At 34.0% G+C, this 18417-nt stretch carries 16 protein-coding genes; 1 reads left to right on the plus strand and 15 read right to left on the minus strand.

The window, feature by feature from the left end; all coding sequences use genetic code 11:
* Positions 1-113 precede the first annotated feature (113 nt).
* The 4 genes from DFR80_RS08710 to gyrB form a co-directional block, all read right to left on the minus strand.
* Positions 114-1436 (minus strand): TrkH family potassium uptake protein, encoded by a 1323-nt coding sequence (locus DFR80_RS08710; protein ID WP_114489759.1) that lies wholly within the window; start codon positions 1434-1436, stop codon positions 114-116.
* Between the two features lie 115 nt (positions 1437-1551).
* Positions 1552-1716 carry a rubredoxin gene (gene rd / locus DFR80_RS08715; protein WP_005488503.1) on the minus strand — a complete coding sequence of 55 codons (165 nt, stop codon included), beginning with the start codon at positions 1714-1716 and terminating at the stop codon, positions 1552-1554.
* Positions 1717-1801: 85 nt separating this feature from the next.
* On the minus strand, positions 1802-3070 hold the full coding sequence (locus DFR80_RS08720; RefSeq protein ID WP_114489760.1) for a chloride channel protein: 1269 nt from the start codon (positions 3068-3070) through the stop codon (positions 1802-1804).
* A 29-nt stretch (positions 3071-3099) separates the two neighbouring features.
* Positions 3100-5016 carry a DNA topoisomerase (ATP-hydrolyzing) subunit B gene (gyrB, locus tag DFR80_RS08725; RefSeq protein ID WP_076543472.1) on the minus strand — a complete coding sequence of 639 codons (1917 nt, stop codon included), beginning with the start codon at positions 5014-5016 and terminating at the stop codon, positions 3100-3102.
* Between the two features lie 143 nt (positions 5017-5159).
* On the opposite strand from gyrB, the gene gyrA reads away from it, so the two are divergent.
* Positions 5160-7544 (plus strand): DNA gyrase subunit A, encoded by a 2385-nt coding sequence (gene gyrA / locus DFR80_RS08730; protein WP_114489761.1) that lies wholly within the window; start codon positions 5160-5162, stop codon positions 7542-7544.
* A gap of 68 nt (positions 7545-7612) precedes the next feature.
* On the opposite strand, the gene DFR80_RS08735 is transcribed toward gyrA, so the two are convergent.
* The 11 genes from DFR80_RS08735 to rny all read right to left on the minus strand — a co-directional run bounded on the left by DFR80_RS08735 (position 7613) and on the right by rny (position 18331).
* Positions 7613-8203, minus strand: coding sequence for a cell wall hydrolase (locus DFR80_RS08735; protein ID WP_076543474.1), 591 nt, complete (start codon positions 8201-8203; stop codon positions 7613-7615).
* A 73-nt stretch (positions 8204-8276) separates the two neighbouring features.
* The gene (locus DFR80_RS08740; protein WP_076543475.1) at positions 8277-9032 is read right to left on the minus strand and encodes an S-layer homology domain-containing protein; all 756 of its coding nucleotides are present in this window, start codon (positions 9030-9032) and stop codon (positions 8277-8279) included.
* Positions 9033-11024, minus strand: coding sequence for a hypothetical protein (locus tag DFR80_RS08745; protein WP_076543476.1), 1992 nt, complete (start codon positions 11022-11024; stop codon positions 9033-9035).
* A 6-nt stretch (positions 11025-11030) separates the two neighbouring features.
* Positions 11031-12194, minus strand: a complete 1164-nt coding sequence (locus DFR80_RS08750; protein WP_108138427.1) for a TonB family protein — start codon at positions 12192-12194, stop codon at positions 11031-11033.
* 15 nt (positions 12195-12209) lie between these two features.
* The gene (locus tag DFR80_RS08755) at positions 12210-12614 is read right to left on the minus strand and encodes a biopolymer transporter ExbD (RefSeq protein WP_076543478.1); all 405 of its coding nucleotides are present in this window, start codon (positions 12612-12614) and stop codon (positions 12210-12212) included.
* Positions 12595-13254, minus strand: a complete 660-nt coding sequence (locus DFR80_RS08760; protein WP_233493796.1) for a MotA/TolQ/ExbB proton channel family protein — start codon at positions 13252-13254, stop codon at positions 12595-12597. The genes DFR80_RS08755 and DFR80_RS08760 overlap by 20 nt, the downstream gene beginning before the upstream one ends.
* A 77-nt stretch (positions 13255-13331) precedes the next feature.
* Positions 13332-14732: a HAMP domain-containing sensor histidine kinase gene (locus tag DFR80_RS08765; RefSeq protein WP_076543480.1), complete on the minus strand. Its 1401-nt coding sequence runs from the start codon at positions 14730-14732 to the stop codon at positions 13332-13334.
* Positions 14732-15409 (minus strand): response regulator transcription factor, encoded by a 678-nt coding sequence (locus tag DFR80_RS08770; protein ID WP_114489762.1) that lies wholly within the window; start codon positions 15407-15409, stop codon positions 14732-14734. Before DFR80_RS08770 ends, DFR80_RS08765 begins: the two co-directional genes overlap by 1 nt.
* A gap of 158 nt (positions 15410-15567) precedes the next feature.
* The gene (locus tag DFR80_RS08775) at positions 15568-15828 is read right to left on the minus strand and encodes a stage V sporulation protein S (RefSeq protein ID WP_076543482.1); all 261 of its coding nucleotides are present in this window, start codon (positions 15826-15828) and stop codon (positions 15568-15570) included.
* A 102-nt stretch (positions 15829-15930) separates the two neighbouring features.
* Positions 15931-16707 (minus strand): TIGR00282 family metallophosphoesterase, encoded by a 777-nt coding sequence (locus DFR80_RS08780; RefSeq protein ID WP_108138421.1) that lies wholly within the window; start codon positions 16705-16707, stop codon positions 15931-15933.
* 79 nt (positions 16708-16786) lie between these two features.
* Entirely contained in the window at positions 16787-18331 is a 1545-nt protein-coding gene (gene rny / locus DFR80_RS08785) for a ribonuclease Y (RefSeq protein WP_076543484.1), read from the minus strand.
* Between the last annotated feature and the right edge of the window lie 86 nt (positions 18332-18417).

Here is an 18417-nt window from a genome sequence, read left to right on the forward strand (position 1 = left end):
CATTCTTAAGATTTTTATTATAATTAAAATTAGTGATACTCTATTACTATTTACTTACATTTTATGGTAACTATCATATTTTATTTGACGTTATCAAATAAACTTCTAATTACTTATCCAACCATTACTTTTTCGGTTGGATAATGATAAGTTCCTTTTCGCTGTTTTTCTCCAATTGCCACCGCCAGAGTCAGTGGTCCTACCCGACCTGCAAACATAGTAATAGTAATCAGAACTCTACTAATGTCTGATAACTGACCTGTAATGCCTGTAGATAAACCAACTGTTCCAAAAGCAGATACTGTTTCAAATAAAGCATCAATAAATCTAAAATCCTCAATGATCAATAATAATGTTGTAACAAGAATAACAAGTCCGGCAGCAAGCATTGTAATTGTAAAAGCTTTATAAACAATCTGTTTTTCAAAACGTCTATTATATATTTCCATATCTTCTTTTCCAGTAATCATATTTTTCATTGTCACCAGAATAACACCAAAAGTTGTAGTTTTAATTCCACCACCCGTTGAACCTGGTGAAGCACCAATAAACATCAGAACAATAATTAAAAATAATGAAGACTGTTTTAGAGCTCCAGTTGGAACTGTGTTAAAACCTGCAGTACGAGGTGTCACTGAAAGAAACATTGCTCCCAGAGTTTTATCAAGCAGTGGTAAACCAGCAAGGGTGTTGTTATACTCTAAAATAAAAAAACTAATAAATCCAAAGACAAGTAAAGCCAGTGTCATTACAATAACTATTTTTGTCTGCAGAGTAGTCTTTTTAAATTTTACCCGATTATAGGCTTCCATCATTACACCAAAACCAATTCCACCAAGAATAATCAAAGCCATAATGACTATATTAATTGTTAAATCTCCAGTAAAATTTTCCAGACTATTACCGAAAAGATCAAAACCGGCATTATTAAATGCTGAAACTGCATGAAAAATTGATAAATAAACAGATTTCCAAAATGGATAATCCTGACTCAAACGCAAAAATAAAATTGCTGCTGCAGTACCTTCAATAGCAAAAGTAAAACCTAAAAGATACTGGACAAGCCTGACCATACCGGAAATCTGATATTGATTAAGATCTTCCTGGATAATCAACCTTTCTTTTAAACTTATTTTTTTACCAACTATAAAGGCAAAGAGAGTGGACATAGACATAATTCCGAGTCCACCAATCTGAATTAAAAACATTATAACTGTGGAGCCAAAAATTGTAAAGGCTTCCTTTGTATTTACTACAATCAGACCGGTTACACAGGTAGCTGAAGTAGCTGTAAAAACTGCATCAACGGCTCCCAAACCCTGGCCGTCAGTTGTGGCAACTGGCAGCATCAAAAGTAGTGATCCGAGCATAATAATTACAAAATAGCCACTCACTAAGTATTGAGCTGGTGTTAAATTCTTTTTCTTTAAATTCATTTTTTCCCCCGCCCTGTATCTTATTCGAAGTTATTATACTATAATTAATTTTGAAAGTAAAATAAAAACTGGGGTTCAAGCCCCAGCTTTTAAAAATATTAAAATATAAGTAATATTAGCCATCATATGGTTCGAACATATCTTTACCTACACCACATTCAGGACATGTCCAGTCATCTGGGAGATCTTCAAAAGATGTTCCTGGCTCAATTCCACCTACAGGATCTCCTTCTTCTGGATCATAAATGTACATACAAACTGTGCACTGATACTTCTGCATATTAAGTCTCTCCTTCCTCATTTTAATATTTATTTACTTAACTAATTATAAAACAGAAATAGCTGAAATGTCAAGTTTTTACTGTTCACAGACGTTCAAAATATTCCGGAGAATAGGCTGATTTTAAGCCACTCATATCTGCTATTCTTTCCGCAATAAGAGAGGCAATTAAAAGAGGAATTGTCAGACTGTAATTATGGGTAAACTCCAATATAATAAAAGTAGCTGTCAGAGGTGCTCTAATAACCGCGCTGATTACTGCGGCCATTCCAATTAAGGCATACAAAGAAGGGGAACCATTTAAAAAAGGTAAAAATCTATAAAATAAAGTCCCAATAATTATACCAGTAAGGCTGCCGATAAAAAGCGAGGGCGAAAATATCCCGCCTGAACCACCAGAACCAAGAGTTAGCGAAGTTGCCAGGATTTTGAATATAATAAGCAAAAATAAAAATCCTAAATTATATTCCAGCTGATTAAATAAAGATACAATAATTCTATTTCCCGAACCCATAATCTCAGGAAGTTTAAAAGCAATTATGCCAAGCAGCAATCCACCTAAAGCCGGTTTGAAAATAATGTCAATCGGTAAACGGTCAAATCTATTTGAAAGCTGACGCAAAATAGCAACAAAAACCACTGCCAAAACTGCTGCAAAAACTCCAATTAAAGCAGCTGCTAAGAAATTATAGGCACTCCCCACCTGTCCCAGATTTAGATCAGCCAGAAAAAGATCCTTCCCACTCCAGCGAACTACCATATCTGCAGAAATAGCAGAAATAGCAACCATTATCAGGCGGTTTTTTTCTATTTTATTATATAATATTTCGGTTACAAACATAATCCCACCCAGAGGAGCATGAAATAAACCAGCAATACCGGCAGCAGCGCCACACCCTAAAAAGGTTTGATAGTCAAAAAGATCAAAGTCAAGCTTATAGGCAATCAGATCTCCCATTCCGGCTCCAATCTCAACAATTGGTCCAATTCTTCCACCTGAACCTCCACTGGAAATAGTAATCGCCGAGGCAAAACCCTCAGTTAAAAGATCACGATATGTTAAATGTCGTTCTTTACTTTTGATTGAAGACAAAATGGCGGGAATACCATGTCCTTTAGCGGACATGCTGCCATATTTTATTATAAATCCAACCAGTAACCCCCCCAGTGCAGGCAAAAATAAAAATGTAAGGCGATTATAAAAAGTCAGTTCCATTCCTATATCAATCAGCGAAAAAGTAAAAAAATCTAAAAGATGGTTATAAATAAGAGCAATTAAGCCTACTGTCAGACCGAGTAAAAACACTAAAATTATTTTTGAAAATATATTATTGTATTTTCTTTTAGCTGACAAAAAATCACCACCTCAATAACTTTTAACTGTTAAACATCTATAGTCTGGGCAAGTTCTGCATTGTTAAAGATAAATTCTTTTCTCAAAGAAGCATTTGATCCCATCAGACGGGTAAATATATCATCAGCTTCAATATCATCATCAATTTCGACCTTCTGCAGCACTCGATTTTCAGGATCCATGGTTGTATCCCAGAGTTGCTCTGGATTCATTTCTCCCAGCCCCTTATATCTCTGCAGAGAAAAATTGTTTTTCTCATTTGCTGCTCTAAAATCTTCTAATTCCTGATCACTGTATAAATAATGACTTTTACCTCGTTTAGTAACCTTATATAAAGGAGGTTTGGCCAGATAAATATGACCATGATCAATAAGCTCAGGCATATAGCGATAGAAAAGAGTTAAAATTAATGTAGCAATATGAGCCCCATCCACATCAGCATCAGTCATGATAATAATTTTATGATAACGCAACTTCTTGAGATTAAAATCTTCTCCAATCCCGGCTCCCAGGGCTGTAATGATTGAAGCTACCTCTTTATTGTTTAAAATTTTATCCAGCCTTGCTCTCTCTACATTTAATATTTTACCTTTAAGCGGTAAAATAGCCTGAAATTTACGTTCTCTCCCCTGTTTTGCCGAACCACCAGCTGAATCTCCCTCAACTATGAAAAGTTCGCTTTTTTCGGCTTTTTTGCTGCTGCAGTCGGCTAGTTTACCGGGCAGTGAATTAGAAGAAAGAGCAGTTTTTCTTTTAGTTAGTTCTCTTGCCTTTTTGGATGCTTTACGAGCTCTAACTGCCTGAACTGCTTTATCAATTACTTTTTTAGCCAGTTCTGGGTTGGTGTCAAAATATAAACTCAGATATTCATAAACTTCGCTCTCTACAATGCTTCGAATTTCGCTATTTCCTAATTTTGTTTTTGTCTGTCCTTCAAACTGTGGTTCCGGTAGTTTAACATTAATGACAGCTGTTATACCTTCTCTAACGTCCTTTCCATTCAGAGAAGATATCCTGGCCGGAAGCTGATTATTATTTTTAGCAAAATTATTAATAGATCTGGTTAAGGCGGTTTTAAAACCAGTCAGGTGATAACCACCGTCCACAGTATTAATATTATTAGCATAAGAATAAATCCGTTCATTATAACCATCGTTATACTGAACTGCTATTTCAACCTCATACTCATCAGGTTTTGACTCAAAATATATAATATCATCATTAATTACATTACGATCCTTATTTAAAAATTCTACAAAAGCTTTTATTCCACCATCATACTGAAAATTTTCCTCTACAACCTCTTTTCCCCGTTCATCTCTTAAAATAAGAGTCAATTCTTTATTGAGATAAGCAGATTCCTGCAGTCGATGAGCTAAATTTTCATATTTAAATTCTGTAGCTGTAAAGATTTCCGAATCAGGTTTAAAGCGAATCACTGTACCACTGCGATCAGTTTTACCAATCTTCTGTAATTTATCCTGCGGAATTCCTTTTTTATAGTGCTGCTGATATTTATTTCCTTTCCAGTGAGTTGTAATCGTTAACTTTTCGGAAAGTGCATTAACTACTGAGACACCAACCCCATGCAGCCCACCGGAAACCTTATAACTATTATTATTAAATTTTCCTCCCGCATGCAGAGTTGTCAGAACTACTTCTACAGCAGGCAGGCCAGTATCCTGATGAATATCCGCCGGGATACCACGACCAAAATCTTCGACCGTAACTTCTTCCCCTTCGTGAATAGTAACCTTAATTTGATCACCATTTCCAGCTAAAAATTCATCTATACTGTTATCTACTACCTCCCAGACAAGGTGATGTAAACCTTTTATCCCTGTACTTCCAATATACATTCCCGGTCTTTTACGAACTGCTTCCAGACCTTTAAGCACCTGTATCTGATCAGCATTATAATCTACATTATCAAAAAGTGTATCCATAAGTCTTCACCATCCTCCATTTCATTATTATAACAAAGAGATTTAGAGAATGCCAGTCGTTTAAGCTTTAAATTTGCAAATTCTATGATAAGAATGATATTATAAATTAGCAGAAAACGATTAAATTTGAGAGGAGATAGATAATGAAAGAAGAAATTTATCCAATTGCAATTGAAGATAAAATGAAAGATGCTTACCTGAATTATTCACTTAGTGTAATTATTGGCAGGGCTCTGCCTGATGTTAGAGATGGTTTAAAACCGGTACATAGAAGAATACTTTATGCTGCGAGGGAACTTGGGCTTTTGCATAACCGTCCTCACAAAAAATCAGCTCGCCTGGTCGGTGAAGTTTTAGGTAAATTTCATCCTCACGGTGACAGTGCTGTTTATGATGCTATGGTCAGGATGGCTCAGGATTTTAACCAGCGTTATCAGTTAATCGATGGCCATGGTAATTTCGGTTCAATTGATGGTGATAGTGCTGCTGCCATGCGATATACTGAAACAAAATTAACTGAAATTGCTGAAGCACTTTTAGACAATATAGATGAAGAAACTGTTAATTTTATTGATAATTTTGACGGCAGTCTGCAGGAACCTGAAGTGCTGCCCTCAAAAATACCAAATCTGTTAGTTAACGGCTCCAGTGGTATTGCTGTTGGAATGAGTACTTCTATACCACCTCATAATTTAGGAGAGGTAATAGATGCTTTAATTCACCTTCTCGACTATCCTAACGCCAGACTGGAGACAATTATTAAAAATCATCTACCCGGTCCTGATTTTCCAACCGGTGCAGCTATAGTTGGCAATGACGGTATAAAATCAGCCTATCAAAATGGTAAAGGGAAAATAACTTTAAGAGCTAAAAGTAAAGTTGAAAAAGAAGGAAGACATCAAAATCTAATTATTACCGAAATCCCATATCAGGTTAATAAAGCAAAATTAATTGAAGAAATTGCTGATCTGGTTAACAAAGGAAAAATATCAGCAGTTTCTGATTTAAGAGATGAATCAGATAAAAAGGGAATTAGAATTGTGATTGAATTAAAAAGTAAGGCAGATCCACAATTAACATTAAATAGACTTTATAAATACACAAATCTGCAGACTAATTTTCGGATTAATCTTTTGGCCCTCAATGATAAAAAGCCAGTTGTGATGGGGCTGCTCGAGATTTTGAATCACTTTTTAGATTTCCGCAAACAGGTTATTAAAAATCATACTCAATATAACTTAAATAAATCCGAAAATCGTTATCATATTTTAGCAGGTCTAAAAAGAGCAATCGATGAGCTTGATATAGTAATTAAGGTAATTAGAAACTCTCAATCAAAAAAAGAAGCCAGGGAAAAATTAATGCAGGAACTTGATATATCAAAACAACAGGCCCAGTCAATTCTGGAGATGCAGCTGCAGCGTCTGGTAGGAATGGAATTTGAAAAGCTGGAAGCTGAAAGAGAGGATCTAGCTGAGAAAATTAAGTATTATAAAAACATTTTAAATAACGAGGATGAATTGAATAATGTACTCCGTGATGAACTTAAAGAAATCAAAAAAAGCTTTGATGATCAGCGGCGAACCGAAATAATTGCTGATGACAGTAAAGCTGAAATAACTAAAGATGATCTGATCAAAGAGAAAAATGCTGTTTTATCACTATCCTACCGGGGAATTATTAAACGAAATGAAGAATTCAAGAATCTAAGAGCGGCTAAAAACGACTATCTCGTTGCAGCAGTTGAAGGTTCTTCGTTAGATCAACTTCTCTTTTTTAGTGATCAGGGAGAAGTATATAATTTACAGGTCCATGATATTGAAGAACATCACGGACTTGCTACCGGAGATAATTTAAGTAAATATCTTCAGATTCCAATCAAGGAAAATATTATTTCATTAAATATTTTAGATAAGGAACAGAATAAGAATCAGAATCAATATTATACCTTTGTTACTCGTTCTGGTTTGGTCAAAAGGAGTAATGTCGATGAATATAGGACCAATTATAGCCATATTAGAGCAATCAAACTGGACAATGATAGCTTAGTCAATGTTGAAAAAACAAATGCGATAGAAGATATAATTGTTGTTAGCAAAAATGGTTATTTAATTAGATTTAGCGGGGATACCTTCTCGACTACCGGTCGGAATACTCTTGGCAGTAGAGCAATCAATTTAAGCAAGAATGATCATGTAATATACTTTAACATTTTTGATAAAAATGATTTCTTAATCTCAATTAGTGAGGATGGTAGAGCTAATAAAATTAAATTAAACAATTTTAGATCTCAAAAAAGAAATGGTAAAGGAATTAGAATCTTTTCTAATAGCAAATACAAACTTGCAGGAGCGGTCACAGCAGCCAGAGATGATAAAATATTAATTGCTGCTAAAAATGGAGAAATAAATGAAATAGTTGTCGCTGATATACCAGAAACCTCACCGGGAGGTAATATGTATCAGGTTACAAAAGAACTTGATTTTGAAAAAATAGTGGCTGTCAAAAAAATTATTGAAGTGGAATAAAACTTAATAATCAAAGATAAAAAACCTCAGTCATATGACTGAGGTTTTTATTTAAGCTAAATAAGTTTTTATTTTAAAAACACATGGTTGCCAATAGTTACTACCTTATCTCTTTTAGCAAAAAACTCAGGGTTTCTTGATTTAGCAGGATTATAAAAATAAAGGCTTCCCTGACTTGGATCCAGACCGCTTACAGCATCATAGGCAGCCTTAAAAGAATCATTATCTGGTGATAAATCAATCATCCCATTTTCAACTGGAGTAAATTGCCCAGTTTGATAAACAACCTCTCTAATTGAATTTGGAAATGAAGGATGATAAACCCTATTAATTATAACCGCTCCTACTGCCACTTTGCCCTGGTAGCTTTCACCACGCGCCTCCGCATTAATTATACTTGCCAGTATTTCAATTTCATCTGCACTAAAATTTTTGTAACTATAAAAATCATCCCTTACTGCAACTTCTTTATTACTGCTTTTACCACCGGAAAGAACAACAAGCAAAAACATAAGTCCCAGACCTGTGTAAATATCTTCTTTTTCTATAGATGCTGCTTTAAGTTCTGAAACAGGCATTAAATAAGGTAGAAATACTGAATTAAACAGTAAAATCAAAGCAAGTGTAATTATTATTTGTTTAAAATGAATCTTCTGCATAGACTATTCTCCTTATATAAGATACTTAATGATATTAAAATATAATCAATCTACCATAATCCCTTATTTTAAATTAAAGAATTAAAGCAAGTAATGCCAGTGCTCCAAGTATATAACCAGTATTTAAAGAACCCTTTTCTTCTTTCAGCTCTTTATTAGCCGCTTTCTTTTCAGCTTCAAGTTCTGAAATTCTATTTTCCAATTCTTCAATTCTTGTCATATTAATACTCTGATTATCTTCCAGTTCCTGCAGCTTTTGTCCGGAAACTCCTTCTTCTTTAATAGCATTTAATTCCTTTTCTAAACTATTAATCTGGTTGTCCAGACCGTTAACATTTTCTTCTAATTCTGCCATTCTGGATATATGATCAGCAATATCCTGAACCTCTTCCTGAAGTTCAGATACCCGAACATTAATGTTAGATATATCTTCATCCTGAATCTGGTTCTTATCTTCTGTATTCTGTAATCTTTCTTCAAACTCCTTTTGCTTTTGAGCAACCGTAACCAGTTCATCTCTAAATTCCAGAGAAAGTTCGCGAATTACATCAACATCTTCTTCCGAAAGATTCTGAGAAGCAGCTCCACTGGTGGTATTTTGCAGTACATTAGTAATAATTTCTGCCATTTCATATCTTGTTAAAGGTTGATCTCCATTAAAATCCTCTCCCGAATAAAGACTTAAATAACCTTTATCAGCCAGATACTGAACACTATCATAAGCCCAGTGATCACGAGGAACATCATCAAACTGCTGAGCAAAAACACCTGAAGTAAAGATTAAGACAAATAATAAAGCTATCGAAAATATGTTTTTATATTTTAACATTTAATTTTCCTCCTCTAAAATATTTCTGATTTCAATTTTAAAAGGATTACCAGGTCCATTTACTGCTTTTAGATTACTAATATTTATATTCCCCGGATCCTCTTCCTTTAATTTAAAATGAACTGTTGCAATAATCCCATTTGACTTATTAAATGGAAATTCTTGATTAAATAAAATTTTTCCTCTTTCAGATCTATCCGGCCTATTAAATGGCAGCAGATTGTTATTTTCACCAACAAAGAAATCTCCACGCGAGATATGAGTTAACAGTAATTTTTCGCTATCATAATTGAGGGTAAAGGATATATTTTCAGCTTCTGCAATATTTGCAGCAACAATGTCAACAGCAAAATAATCCTCATCTTTCTGTCCCCTGGTTTCCCTGAGCAAAATAAGTGGTTTTAATTCTGGTAAACTAATCTCTTCAACAATCGTTTTTTGGTAATTATTTAAACCACTAACCTTTAAAGCAAAAGGTAGAGTACCATCAACTCTTAAGGCTTCGATTGCCCAGTTTATATTAATCTTTTCATTAGTTCTCAGAATTCCAATATTCTTTTTACTAATTTCTCTGCTGGCTGTAACTAAACCGGGTGGCAGTATTAATTCTGCTTCAACTCCATAAAGTGAAGTTTCTCCAGAATTATTAATCTCAGCCTGAATTCTAAATGGATTGGGTTCTAATCTACCATCAACAGATTGCACATCCTCCATTAATGTAATATCAGCATTTAGCTCAGGTGGACCAAGAAATTCGACTCGTCTTTCAACTTCATTGGAATCTGTATTGTCAGCATCCACTATAACTCTGTAGGTCATATTTTCAGGAAGATTATCTCTATTACTAGCACTAACATTCCAGGTTATTTGAGAAATACCTCCCGGCTCCATATCACCAAGATTTCTGCTTAACTGATCTGCACTAAAACCATCGGGAAGTTCAATTTTAATTGATACATTCCGGGCATTAATTTCGGAAGTGTTTTCTAAATATGCTACCACAGGGAAAGTCTGATTATTATCATCCAATGTTACTTCTGCCGGTGATGTTACTCCCAGTGACAAAATACCAGGAACTATTGTTATACCTCCAAGTCCATACTTTGTAATATAGGTTTTAGTTTCTCCAGGCTCAATTATTTCAGGTACCCAGTACATTGCTATAGCACTGTCTATCTCATATTCGCCCTTACGCATAAAATCCTGACCCGGGTTAAAATCAAAATCCCAGACACCATCTGCCAGACTGCCCCAGTCAGAAAAATAAACTCTATCTGGTGTACTTACATCAGGACCAATAAATGATCCCTGAGAAGTAACCTGAGGGTTAGAAACACTATCAAAAGCCTGCCAGAAATCATCAAGCTGTTTATCATAATATAGTTTATCAGTTGAAATGGTGTCTTCACCAAGTCTAAAGGGAGCCCCATCATTTTCCCCCAGCATAGTGTCAAGCATTATTCTGAGCCCAACTTTTTCTTCTTTCTGACCTTCATTTGTAACTCTATACTGTATCTGTGCACTATCTGCCAGTCCAGTTGTTGAACTTTTTACAATTGAAAGAATCTGTTCAACTACAATATTATCAAAACGAGTTCTGGTAACAATTTGGTTATCCTCTACTGTTGGTTCCTGGATAACCTCACCATATTTAGCCCCATCACCAGCTCTTCTCTCTGTTGAACCACCAAAAACATATTTCTGATCATTAATCCAGAGTGAAGTATAGGATGTCCAGGGATTAGGCCGGCCATAAATTAGCGGTTTATTATCATCATTTTCTCGCGCTGGAGCACCACCAGTTGTTTCGACAGCAAACCTCCCCTGCGAGTTTTGATTTTGATTAACCACAATTACTATATATTCATTTCCAAATCGAAGATTATTATCTTCATCTACATTCTGAAAAAAATTATCCTGAGCTGATGTTTGAATTGAAAAGATTAATAAAAGTATTAGTGACACTAAAATTATATTTCTATATTTTTCCATTAATTATCACTCACCTCCAGCAACAAATTCAACTTCTCCAATATTTACTTCCACCTGACTGTTATCAGATTCATCAATATAATATCTTACTGAGACAGGAATTCTATAGGAACGCTGATACTCTTTAAATTCCCAGCCGTGTTCTAAAGTAAGCTGAGCCACTCTGTCCATAGAATCATATCCAGAAGATTCAACTACCTCAATATTATTGACAATTCCACCTGGTGAAAGTTCAACCATTAGTCTAACTGTACCCTCAGAACGACTTCCAACTAAATCTTTGGGAAAAGTTGGTGGTTCAATCAAACCAATCAAATCACCTGCAGTAGGCGGAGGTGGTGGATTAACTTCCTCCTTCTCCTGAGTAGTGTTATTATCTGTACTGGTTTCATCAGAACTAGTTTCAGCTGTTTTCTGTTCAGACTGAGTAACTTCTTCTGGTTTAGTTTGAGAGCTCTGGCTGCTTTCTTCTTTTGGCTTTTCAATATTTTCTTCTTTTGTCTCAGTTTTGTTTTTTTCTATTTCTTTTTTCTTTTCAGGTTCTTTTTGAGCAACTTCCAGCTCGCTTTCACTATCTTTACTGGCCATAATATCGGTTTTTTCAGAACTTGATTCTGCTTCCGGTTCCGGTTTTGATTTAGTCTCAGTTTTAGGCTCAACATCTTCAGTTACTGGTTCTGATTTGACTTCCTGTTTTACAGGTTCCGGCTTAGAATCAGTTTTCTGTTTTTCTACCGCTTCAGAATTATTAACCTCCTTCTTGGGAGCTGGTTTTTCTTCAATCTGAGCTTTTTGCTGTTCTTTAACTACAGGTTCCGGCTCCGGTTTTGTTGCTTCTTTTTTTTCGGGTTCTACTGGTTCAGGTTTTACTGATTCAGTTTTTTGTTCCTCATCTGGCTTTGGCTCTTCTAAGACTTCTTCTTTAGTTTTTTCCTGCCTTTTTTCTGCTGGTTTTTCAGTTAGTTCAGCGTTTTTGTCAACATTTTCTTCATCTAAAGGAGCAGGTTGATATTCAACCATTTGTACATAACCATAATCATCTAATTCATTCTCACTCTGAGCACTCCCATGCAGAAAACCAATTGGAAGAAAATACAAAATTATTAAATGTAGTATAATTGATACACTTATATATAACAGTAATTTTCGATCGTCATTTTTATTAGGCATAAATTCACCATCCCATTAACTACCTTCTTTATCTGCAGCTAGTGCCAGCTGTGTAATTCCTGCATTTCTCATTCCATCCATTAAAGAGACAACATTTTCATACCGCGTATTTTTATCAGCACTAATTACAATTGTCAAATTAGTATTTTCATTATTTGCAACTTCCGCTTCAGAAATAATTTGATTTAAAGCTAAAGATTGGTCTTGATAATAATAATTTCCATCCGAATCAATCTGGACAATAAAATTTTCTGTATCCTGTTCTGTTGCAGTAACTGCCTTTGGAAGCTGCATTTCAATACCCTCAGGAGTAGTTCTAAAAGTAGTAAAAAGCATAAAAAATACTAAAAGAAAAAATATAACATCAATCATGGGTATTATGTTGATTGAACTTTTTTTCTTAAGAGTAGTTTTGAACATCACTGTCACCTCTATTATTACTTACAACATCAACAATCTCCACCATGCTTAAATTCATCTGATGAGCCCTTCTTTCTACTTTATGAGCAAAATAGGAATAGAATATTGCTGTTGGAATTGCAATAATTAATCCTAAAGCAGTACTGATCAGTGCAGCAGCAATTCCAGAACTAATCTGAGCTGGATTTGCAGCACCTGCTGCTGTTCCAAGAATATTAAAACTGCTAATAATCCCCATAACAGTTCCCAACAGACCTAATAGAGGAGAAATCATAGCAACAACATCCAGTATTGGCAAATGTCTTTCCATTTTTTTAATTTCATCTTCTCCAACAGCCTGCAAAACCTCTCTTAATCGAGAAGGATCTTCACTATTATGAGCTAAAGCTGTTGAAAGAAGCTTGGCATTAGTACTCTTTTTTCCTTTTAATTCGTTTAGTGCACTTAAAATGTCACCCTCTTCAACTAAAATTTCAATTCTTTTAATTAAACGAAAATTATTGTCATTATTTCTATAAAAGAATATAGCTTTTTCGATTATTACAGCCAGACTAAAAATTGAAGCTATCAAAAGTGGTATAGTCATTGGTCCACCTAATGTCAACAAATTCCAGATACGATTTAAATCCAATCCAATCACTCCTCTTAAATCTAATAATTAAATAATTAATATGCACTAATTTTTTATTTCAATATAAAAAATCATATTCCTTTAAATTAATCCTTGCTCCTTTTAAAAACCAACTTAAATTCTGTACCATTATTACTACTTTCTACGCTAATTTGACCCTGATGAGCTTCCATTAATTCTTTAGCAACAGCAAGGCCGATACCTGTACCCTGATTTGTAGAATTTCTAGATTTATCAGCTCTGTAAAATCTTTCAAAAATATATGGTAGGTCCTCACTGCTGATTCCAATACCACTATCTTTAATAAAAACATCAATCTCATTTTTTGTTACCAGAGAATTAATTTTAATTTTTCCATTTTCAACATTATATTTAATTGCATTTTCAATAATATTGTTGAAAATTTGAAAAATACTATCCTGATCTCCTTTAACATTAAGCTCATTATTTAAAGTTAAACTAAGTTCAATGTTTTTTTCTTTTAGGGCTTTCTGATGCTGATTAGTTATTTTTTTTATAATTGGAGTTAAGTTTATTTTTTCCTCTTTTAGATTAAATATTTTATTTTGAGCATCAGCGAATTCATTTAATTTTTCAATTAAAGTAGTCATTCTTTCAGTTTCTTCCTGCATTTCACTGATATTCTCCTGATTAGCTTTTATTTTTCCATCCTCTATCGCTTCCAGATAACCTTTAATAGTCGTAAGAGGAGTTCTTAATTCGTGGGCTAAATCAGAAGTTGATTCTTTTCTTATCTTTTCCAATTTATTAAGTTTTTTACTCATTAAATTAAAGGACCTAATCAACTCAGTTAATTCGTCATCTCCTTTGCTATTAATATTTTGCTGGTAATTTCCTCTGGCTACATCTAGTGCTGCGTTTTTTAGCTTAATTAAAGGTTCAGTAATTTTCTTTGATAAAATAAAAGAAAAAATAATAACAATTAAAATTACAATTAGAGCACTTAAAACAATTGCTCGATAGATATTATTCTTAAAATAATCATATAACTCGGAATCAATCTGATTTTCTGCATTAACTTCTTTCCAATATAATGTTAAGACTTTTTCAGAACCAATATAAACTTCCTGACTCCTGGTTCTGCCAGGGTAATTATCCGGTAACTGTCTAACACCATTGAAATGGGAATTATTACTCATCATCCCCATTCTCCTCATCATCTGTGCCATCTGATTATTCTGGGATGGAAAATAAATAAATTCTCCCTGATTATTTTCAACCCAGAGTGGAATTCTATTAGTTCTACTGAAATTATTTACTAAATTTTGGACGGCTGCAAAATCATTATTTTTAAAATTCTCACTGAGTACTGAAGCAAGATCAGAAACATTTTCTTCTCTCTGTAAGTTAATAAAATCATCAAATCTTTCCCCAATAGAAAAGTTTATAAAAACTCCGACCAGTAATAATGAGAGTATAACCAGTACTAAAAATACAACAAAAAGTTTTTGACCAAGTTTTGACATCAAATATCACCTGTAAATTTATATCCTGCTCCATAAACAGTAACAATATACTGGTCTTTATCCAGATTCATTTTTTTACGAATATTTTTTATATGAGCATCAATAGTTCTGTCAAAACCACTAAATTCTAAACCCATAACCTGATCAGCGAGTTGTTCTCTACTTAAAACCTGACCTGCATTATTTATTAGAGTCATCAAAATCTTAAATTCAGTACTCGTTAAATCACATTCCTGACCCTCTTTTTTTACAGTCATTTCATCAGGATATATTTTAAATTCTCCCCTGTTTAGTGAAATAATACTCGCCCTATTTTGATTGCTGCTTCGTCTTAAAATAGCTCTGGTTCTTGCAAGTAACTCACGAGGACTAAATGGTTTAGTCAGATAATCATCCGCTCCATAATCAAAACCTTCAATTTTATTTTCTTCACTACTTTTAGCCGTTAGCATAATTATTGGTACCTCAGATACCTGCCTTATTGTTTGACAGACCTCTTCTCCACTAATTTCGGGCAGCATTAAATCTAAAATAATTAAATCAAAGTTTTCAGTTTTAAAAAGAGACAGGGCTTCTTTTCCATTTACAGCCTCAAAAATATTATATTCATCTTGAAGATAACTTTTAATAACTTTTCTTATCTTCTGTTCATCTTCAACTATCAAAATTTTTTTCATACTGCCACCTCAAAAAATAATCAAATATTCTTATTCCAGATTAATAAATAATCCCTAACTATTATCTATTATATAACTTAACCCCTGTATAACACAAGTTAAAATAAGATTAAAAATAAAAAAAATCTGTCTGCCAGAATGGCAAACAGATATAATTTCTATCTGGGTTCCACAATTAATTTAATTGCGGTTCTTTCCTCTCCATCAATCTCAATATCAGTGAAAGCAGGAATACAAATCAAATCAATTCCGCTGGGAGCTACAAATCCTCTTGCAATTGCTACTGCTTTTACCCCCTGATTTAAAGCTCCTGCCCCAATAGCCTGTAGTTCTGCATTTCCATTTTCCCTGAGAACACCGGCCAGAGCTCCGGCAACTTTGTTAGGACTAGAATTAGATGATACTTTAAGTACTTCCATCTTTATTTATTACCTCCTTGATCTTGATTGAATAATATATTAATTACCTCTATATAATATATTAGCCATATATGAAATAAATTCCTGCTTTTTTTCGAAAAATTATAAATTATTTTTCTTTATTTCCATGATTTGTTTAACAGAATTATTTTGATCATCTGTTTTGATCAAACAGGCTTCAATTTTAACCCTACCAGTACCAACTTCGTATCTAACGGGTAAGGAATTTTTCATTTTTTCAATCATCTTATCCGGTTTCATTCCCAAAATAGAATCAACAGCACCAGTTAAACCAACATCAGTAATATATGCTGTTCCTTCAGGAAAAATCTGTGCATCATTTGTCTGTACATGAGTATGAGTTCCTATGACAGCTGTTACCAGTCCATCAACAGCTCTGGCAAAGGCCATTTTTTCTCCCGTAGCTTCTGCATGAAAATCAACTAAAATAATATCCGAATCATCAATTTCTGGATAAAGTTTCATAAACTTATGATAAGGAGAATCAGCTCCCTGCATATAAACCTGACCAATTAAATTTACCACAGTTAGCTTTGTAGAATTTATTTCAATAGTCTGCCAGCCACGACCGGGATTATTGTCAGGAAAATTTAATGGTCGGATCAGTTTTGGATCCTCATCAATAAATTTAAATATATCTTTATTATCCCAGGTGTGATTTCCCATAGTAAAAAAATCTATCCCATAACCGTACAATTCCTCTGCTACTTTTTTAGTTATACCAAAACCACCAGCAGAATTTTCTCCATTAGCTATTACAAAATCAAGCTTATAGTCCTTAATCAGATCATTTAAAAAAGTTCTGACAGCACGTCTGCCGGCTCTACCAACAATATCTCCAATAAATAAAATATTCATAAAGGCTCTCCTAGTTTTTATTGTAAATTTATTAAAGGCTCCTCAAAGAGGAGCCCATTAATTTCAGAATTAGTTATTTTTATTTAGCATAATCTACTACTCTGGTTTCACGAATAATAACTACTTTAATCTGACCAGGGTAGTCGAGATTCTTTTCAATTTTCTTAGTAATATCTCTAACCATTTTAGTACTTTCAACATCATTAATTTTATCAGGCTCAACAATAACTCTAATTTCTCTTCCTGCCTGAATGGCATAGGCTTTTTCTACACCATCAAAGGATTCACCAATTTCTTCTAACTCTTCAAGTCTCTTAATATAAGACTCCAGTGTTTCTTTTCGAGCTCCTGGTCTTGCTGCTGAAATTGCATCAGCTGCTGCAACTAAAACAGCTTCTACTGATTTAAATTCAACATCATTATGATGAGCTTCAATTGTATGAAGTACCTTTTCGCTTTCACCATATTTTCTTGCTGTATCAACACCAATATTGACATGAGTACCTTCCATATCATGATCTATTGCTTTACCAATATCGTGAAGAAGACCTCCACGTCTGGCAAGAGTAACATCTGCACCCAATTCAGCAGCCATAATGCTTGCTAAATAGGACACTTCCATAGAGTGCTGTAATACATTTTGGCCATAACTTGTTCTAAATTTAAGCCTTCCTAACAGTTTAACAAGTTCAGGGTTTAAACCATGAACCCCGGTATCAAATGTTGCCTGTTCACCAATTTCTTTAATGTGCTGATCCAATTCTTTCTCAGCTTTTTCTACCATTTCTTCGATTCTAGCCGGATGAATTCGACCATCAACAATTAATTTTTCTAATGCAATTCTTGCAATTTCTCTTCTGATAGGATCAAAACCAGAAATAACAACAGCTTCAGGAGTATCATCAATAATTAAATCAATTCCTGTAAGACTTTCTAAAGTCCTGATATTTCTTCCTTCACGGCCAATAATTCTACCCTTCATATCATCATTTGGAAGGTTAACAACAGAAACAGTTGATTCTGTTACATGATCCGCAGCAGATCTCTGTATTGCAAGTGAAATAATCTCTCGCGCTTTCTTCTCAGATTCTTCTTTAGCCCGTGCTTCTTTTTCCTTAATCATCTTTGCGTATTCATGATCTAATTCAGATTCAACCTTATTTAAAAGGTACTCTTTGGCTTCACTTTCTGAGAAACTAGAGATCATTTCTAATTTTTCTTTCTGTTCTTTTTTGATTTCTTCAATTTCCTCTTCAGCCTTTGTTAAGTTTTTATCTCGATCTTTAATGCTCTGCTCTTTACGTTCTAAGTTCTCAGATTTTCGATCAAGATTTTCTTCTTTATGCATCAGTCTATTCTCTAACTTCTGCAGCTCATCTCTTCTTTTCTGACTTTCTTTATTTGCTTCTTCACGAATTTGATGAGCATCTTCCTTAGCTTCAAGAGTGATTTCCTTTTTCTTTGCCTTGGCATCTCTTTCTGCATCTTGGAGTATCTTCTCTGCTTCTTCTTCTGCAGACTGCATACGTGCTTTCGCAATATATTTCCTAATTAAATACCCAATTACAATTCCGAGAGGTAGGGCTATTATAAAATAAAATACACCTCCAGTAATAATATTCACCCCCTGTCCTATATTCAATTTTTTAATTTTATATTTACATTTTCTAATAATATTTTAACTTTTTTCGCAGCTTATGTCAAGAAAAG

It is taken from the genome of Halanaerobium sp. ST460_2HS_T2 (assembly GCF_003337665.1).
GTDB lineage: Bacteria > Bacillota > Halanaerobiia > Halanaerobiales > Halanaerobiaceae > Halanaerobium > Halanaerobium kushneri.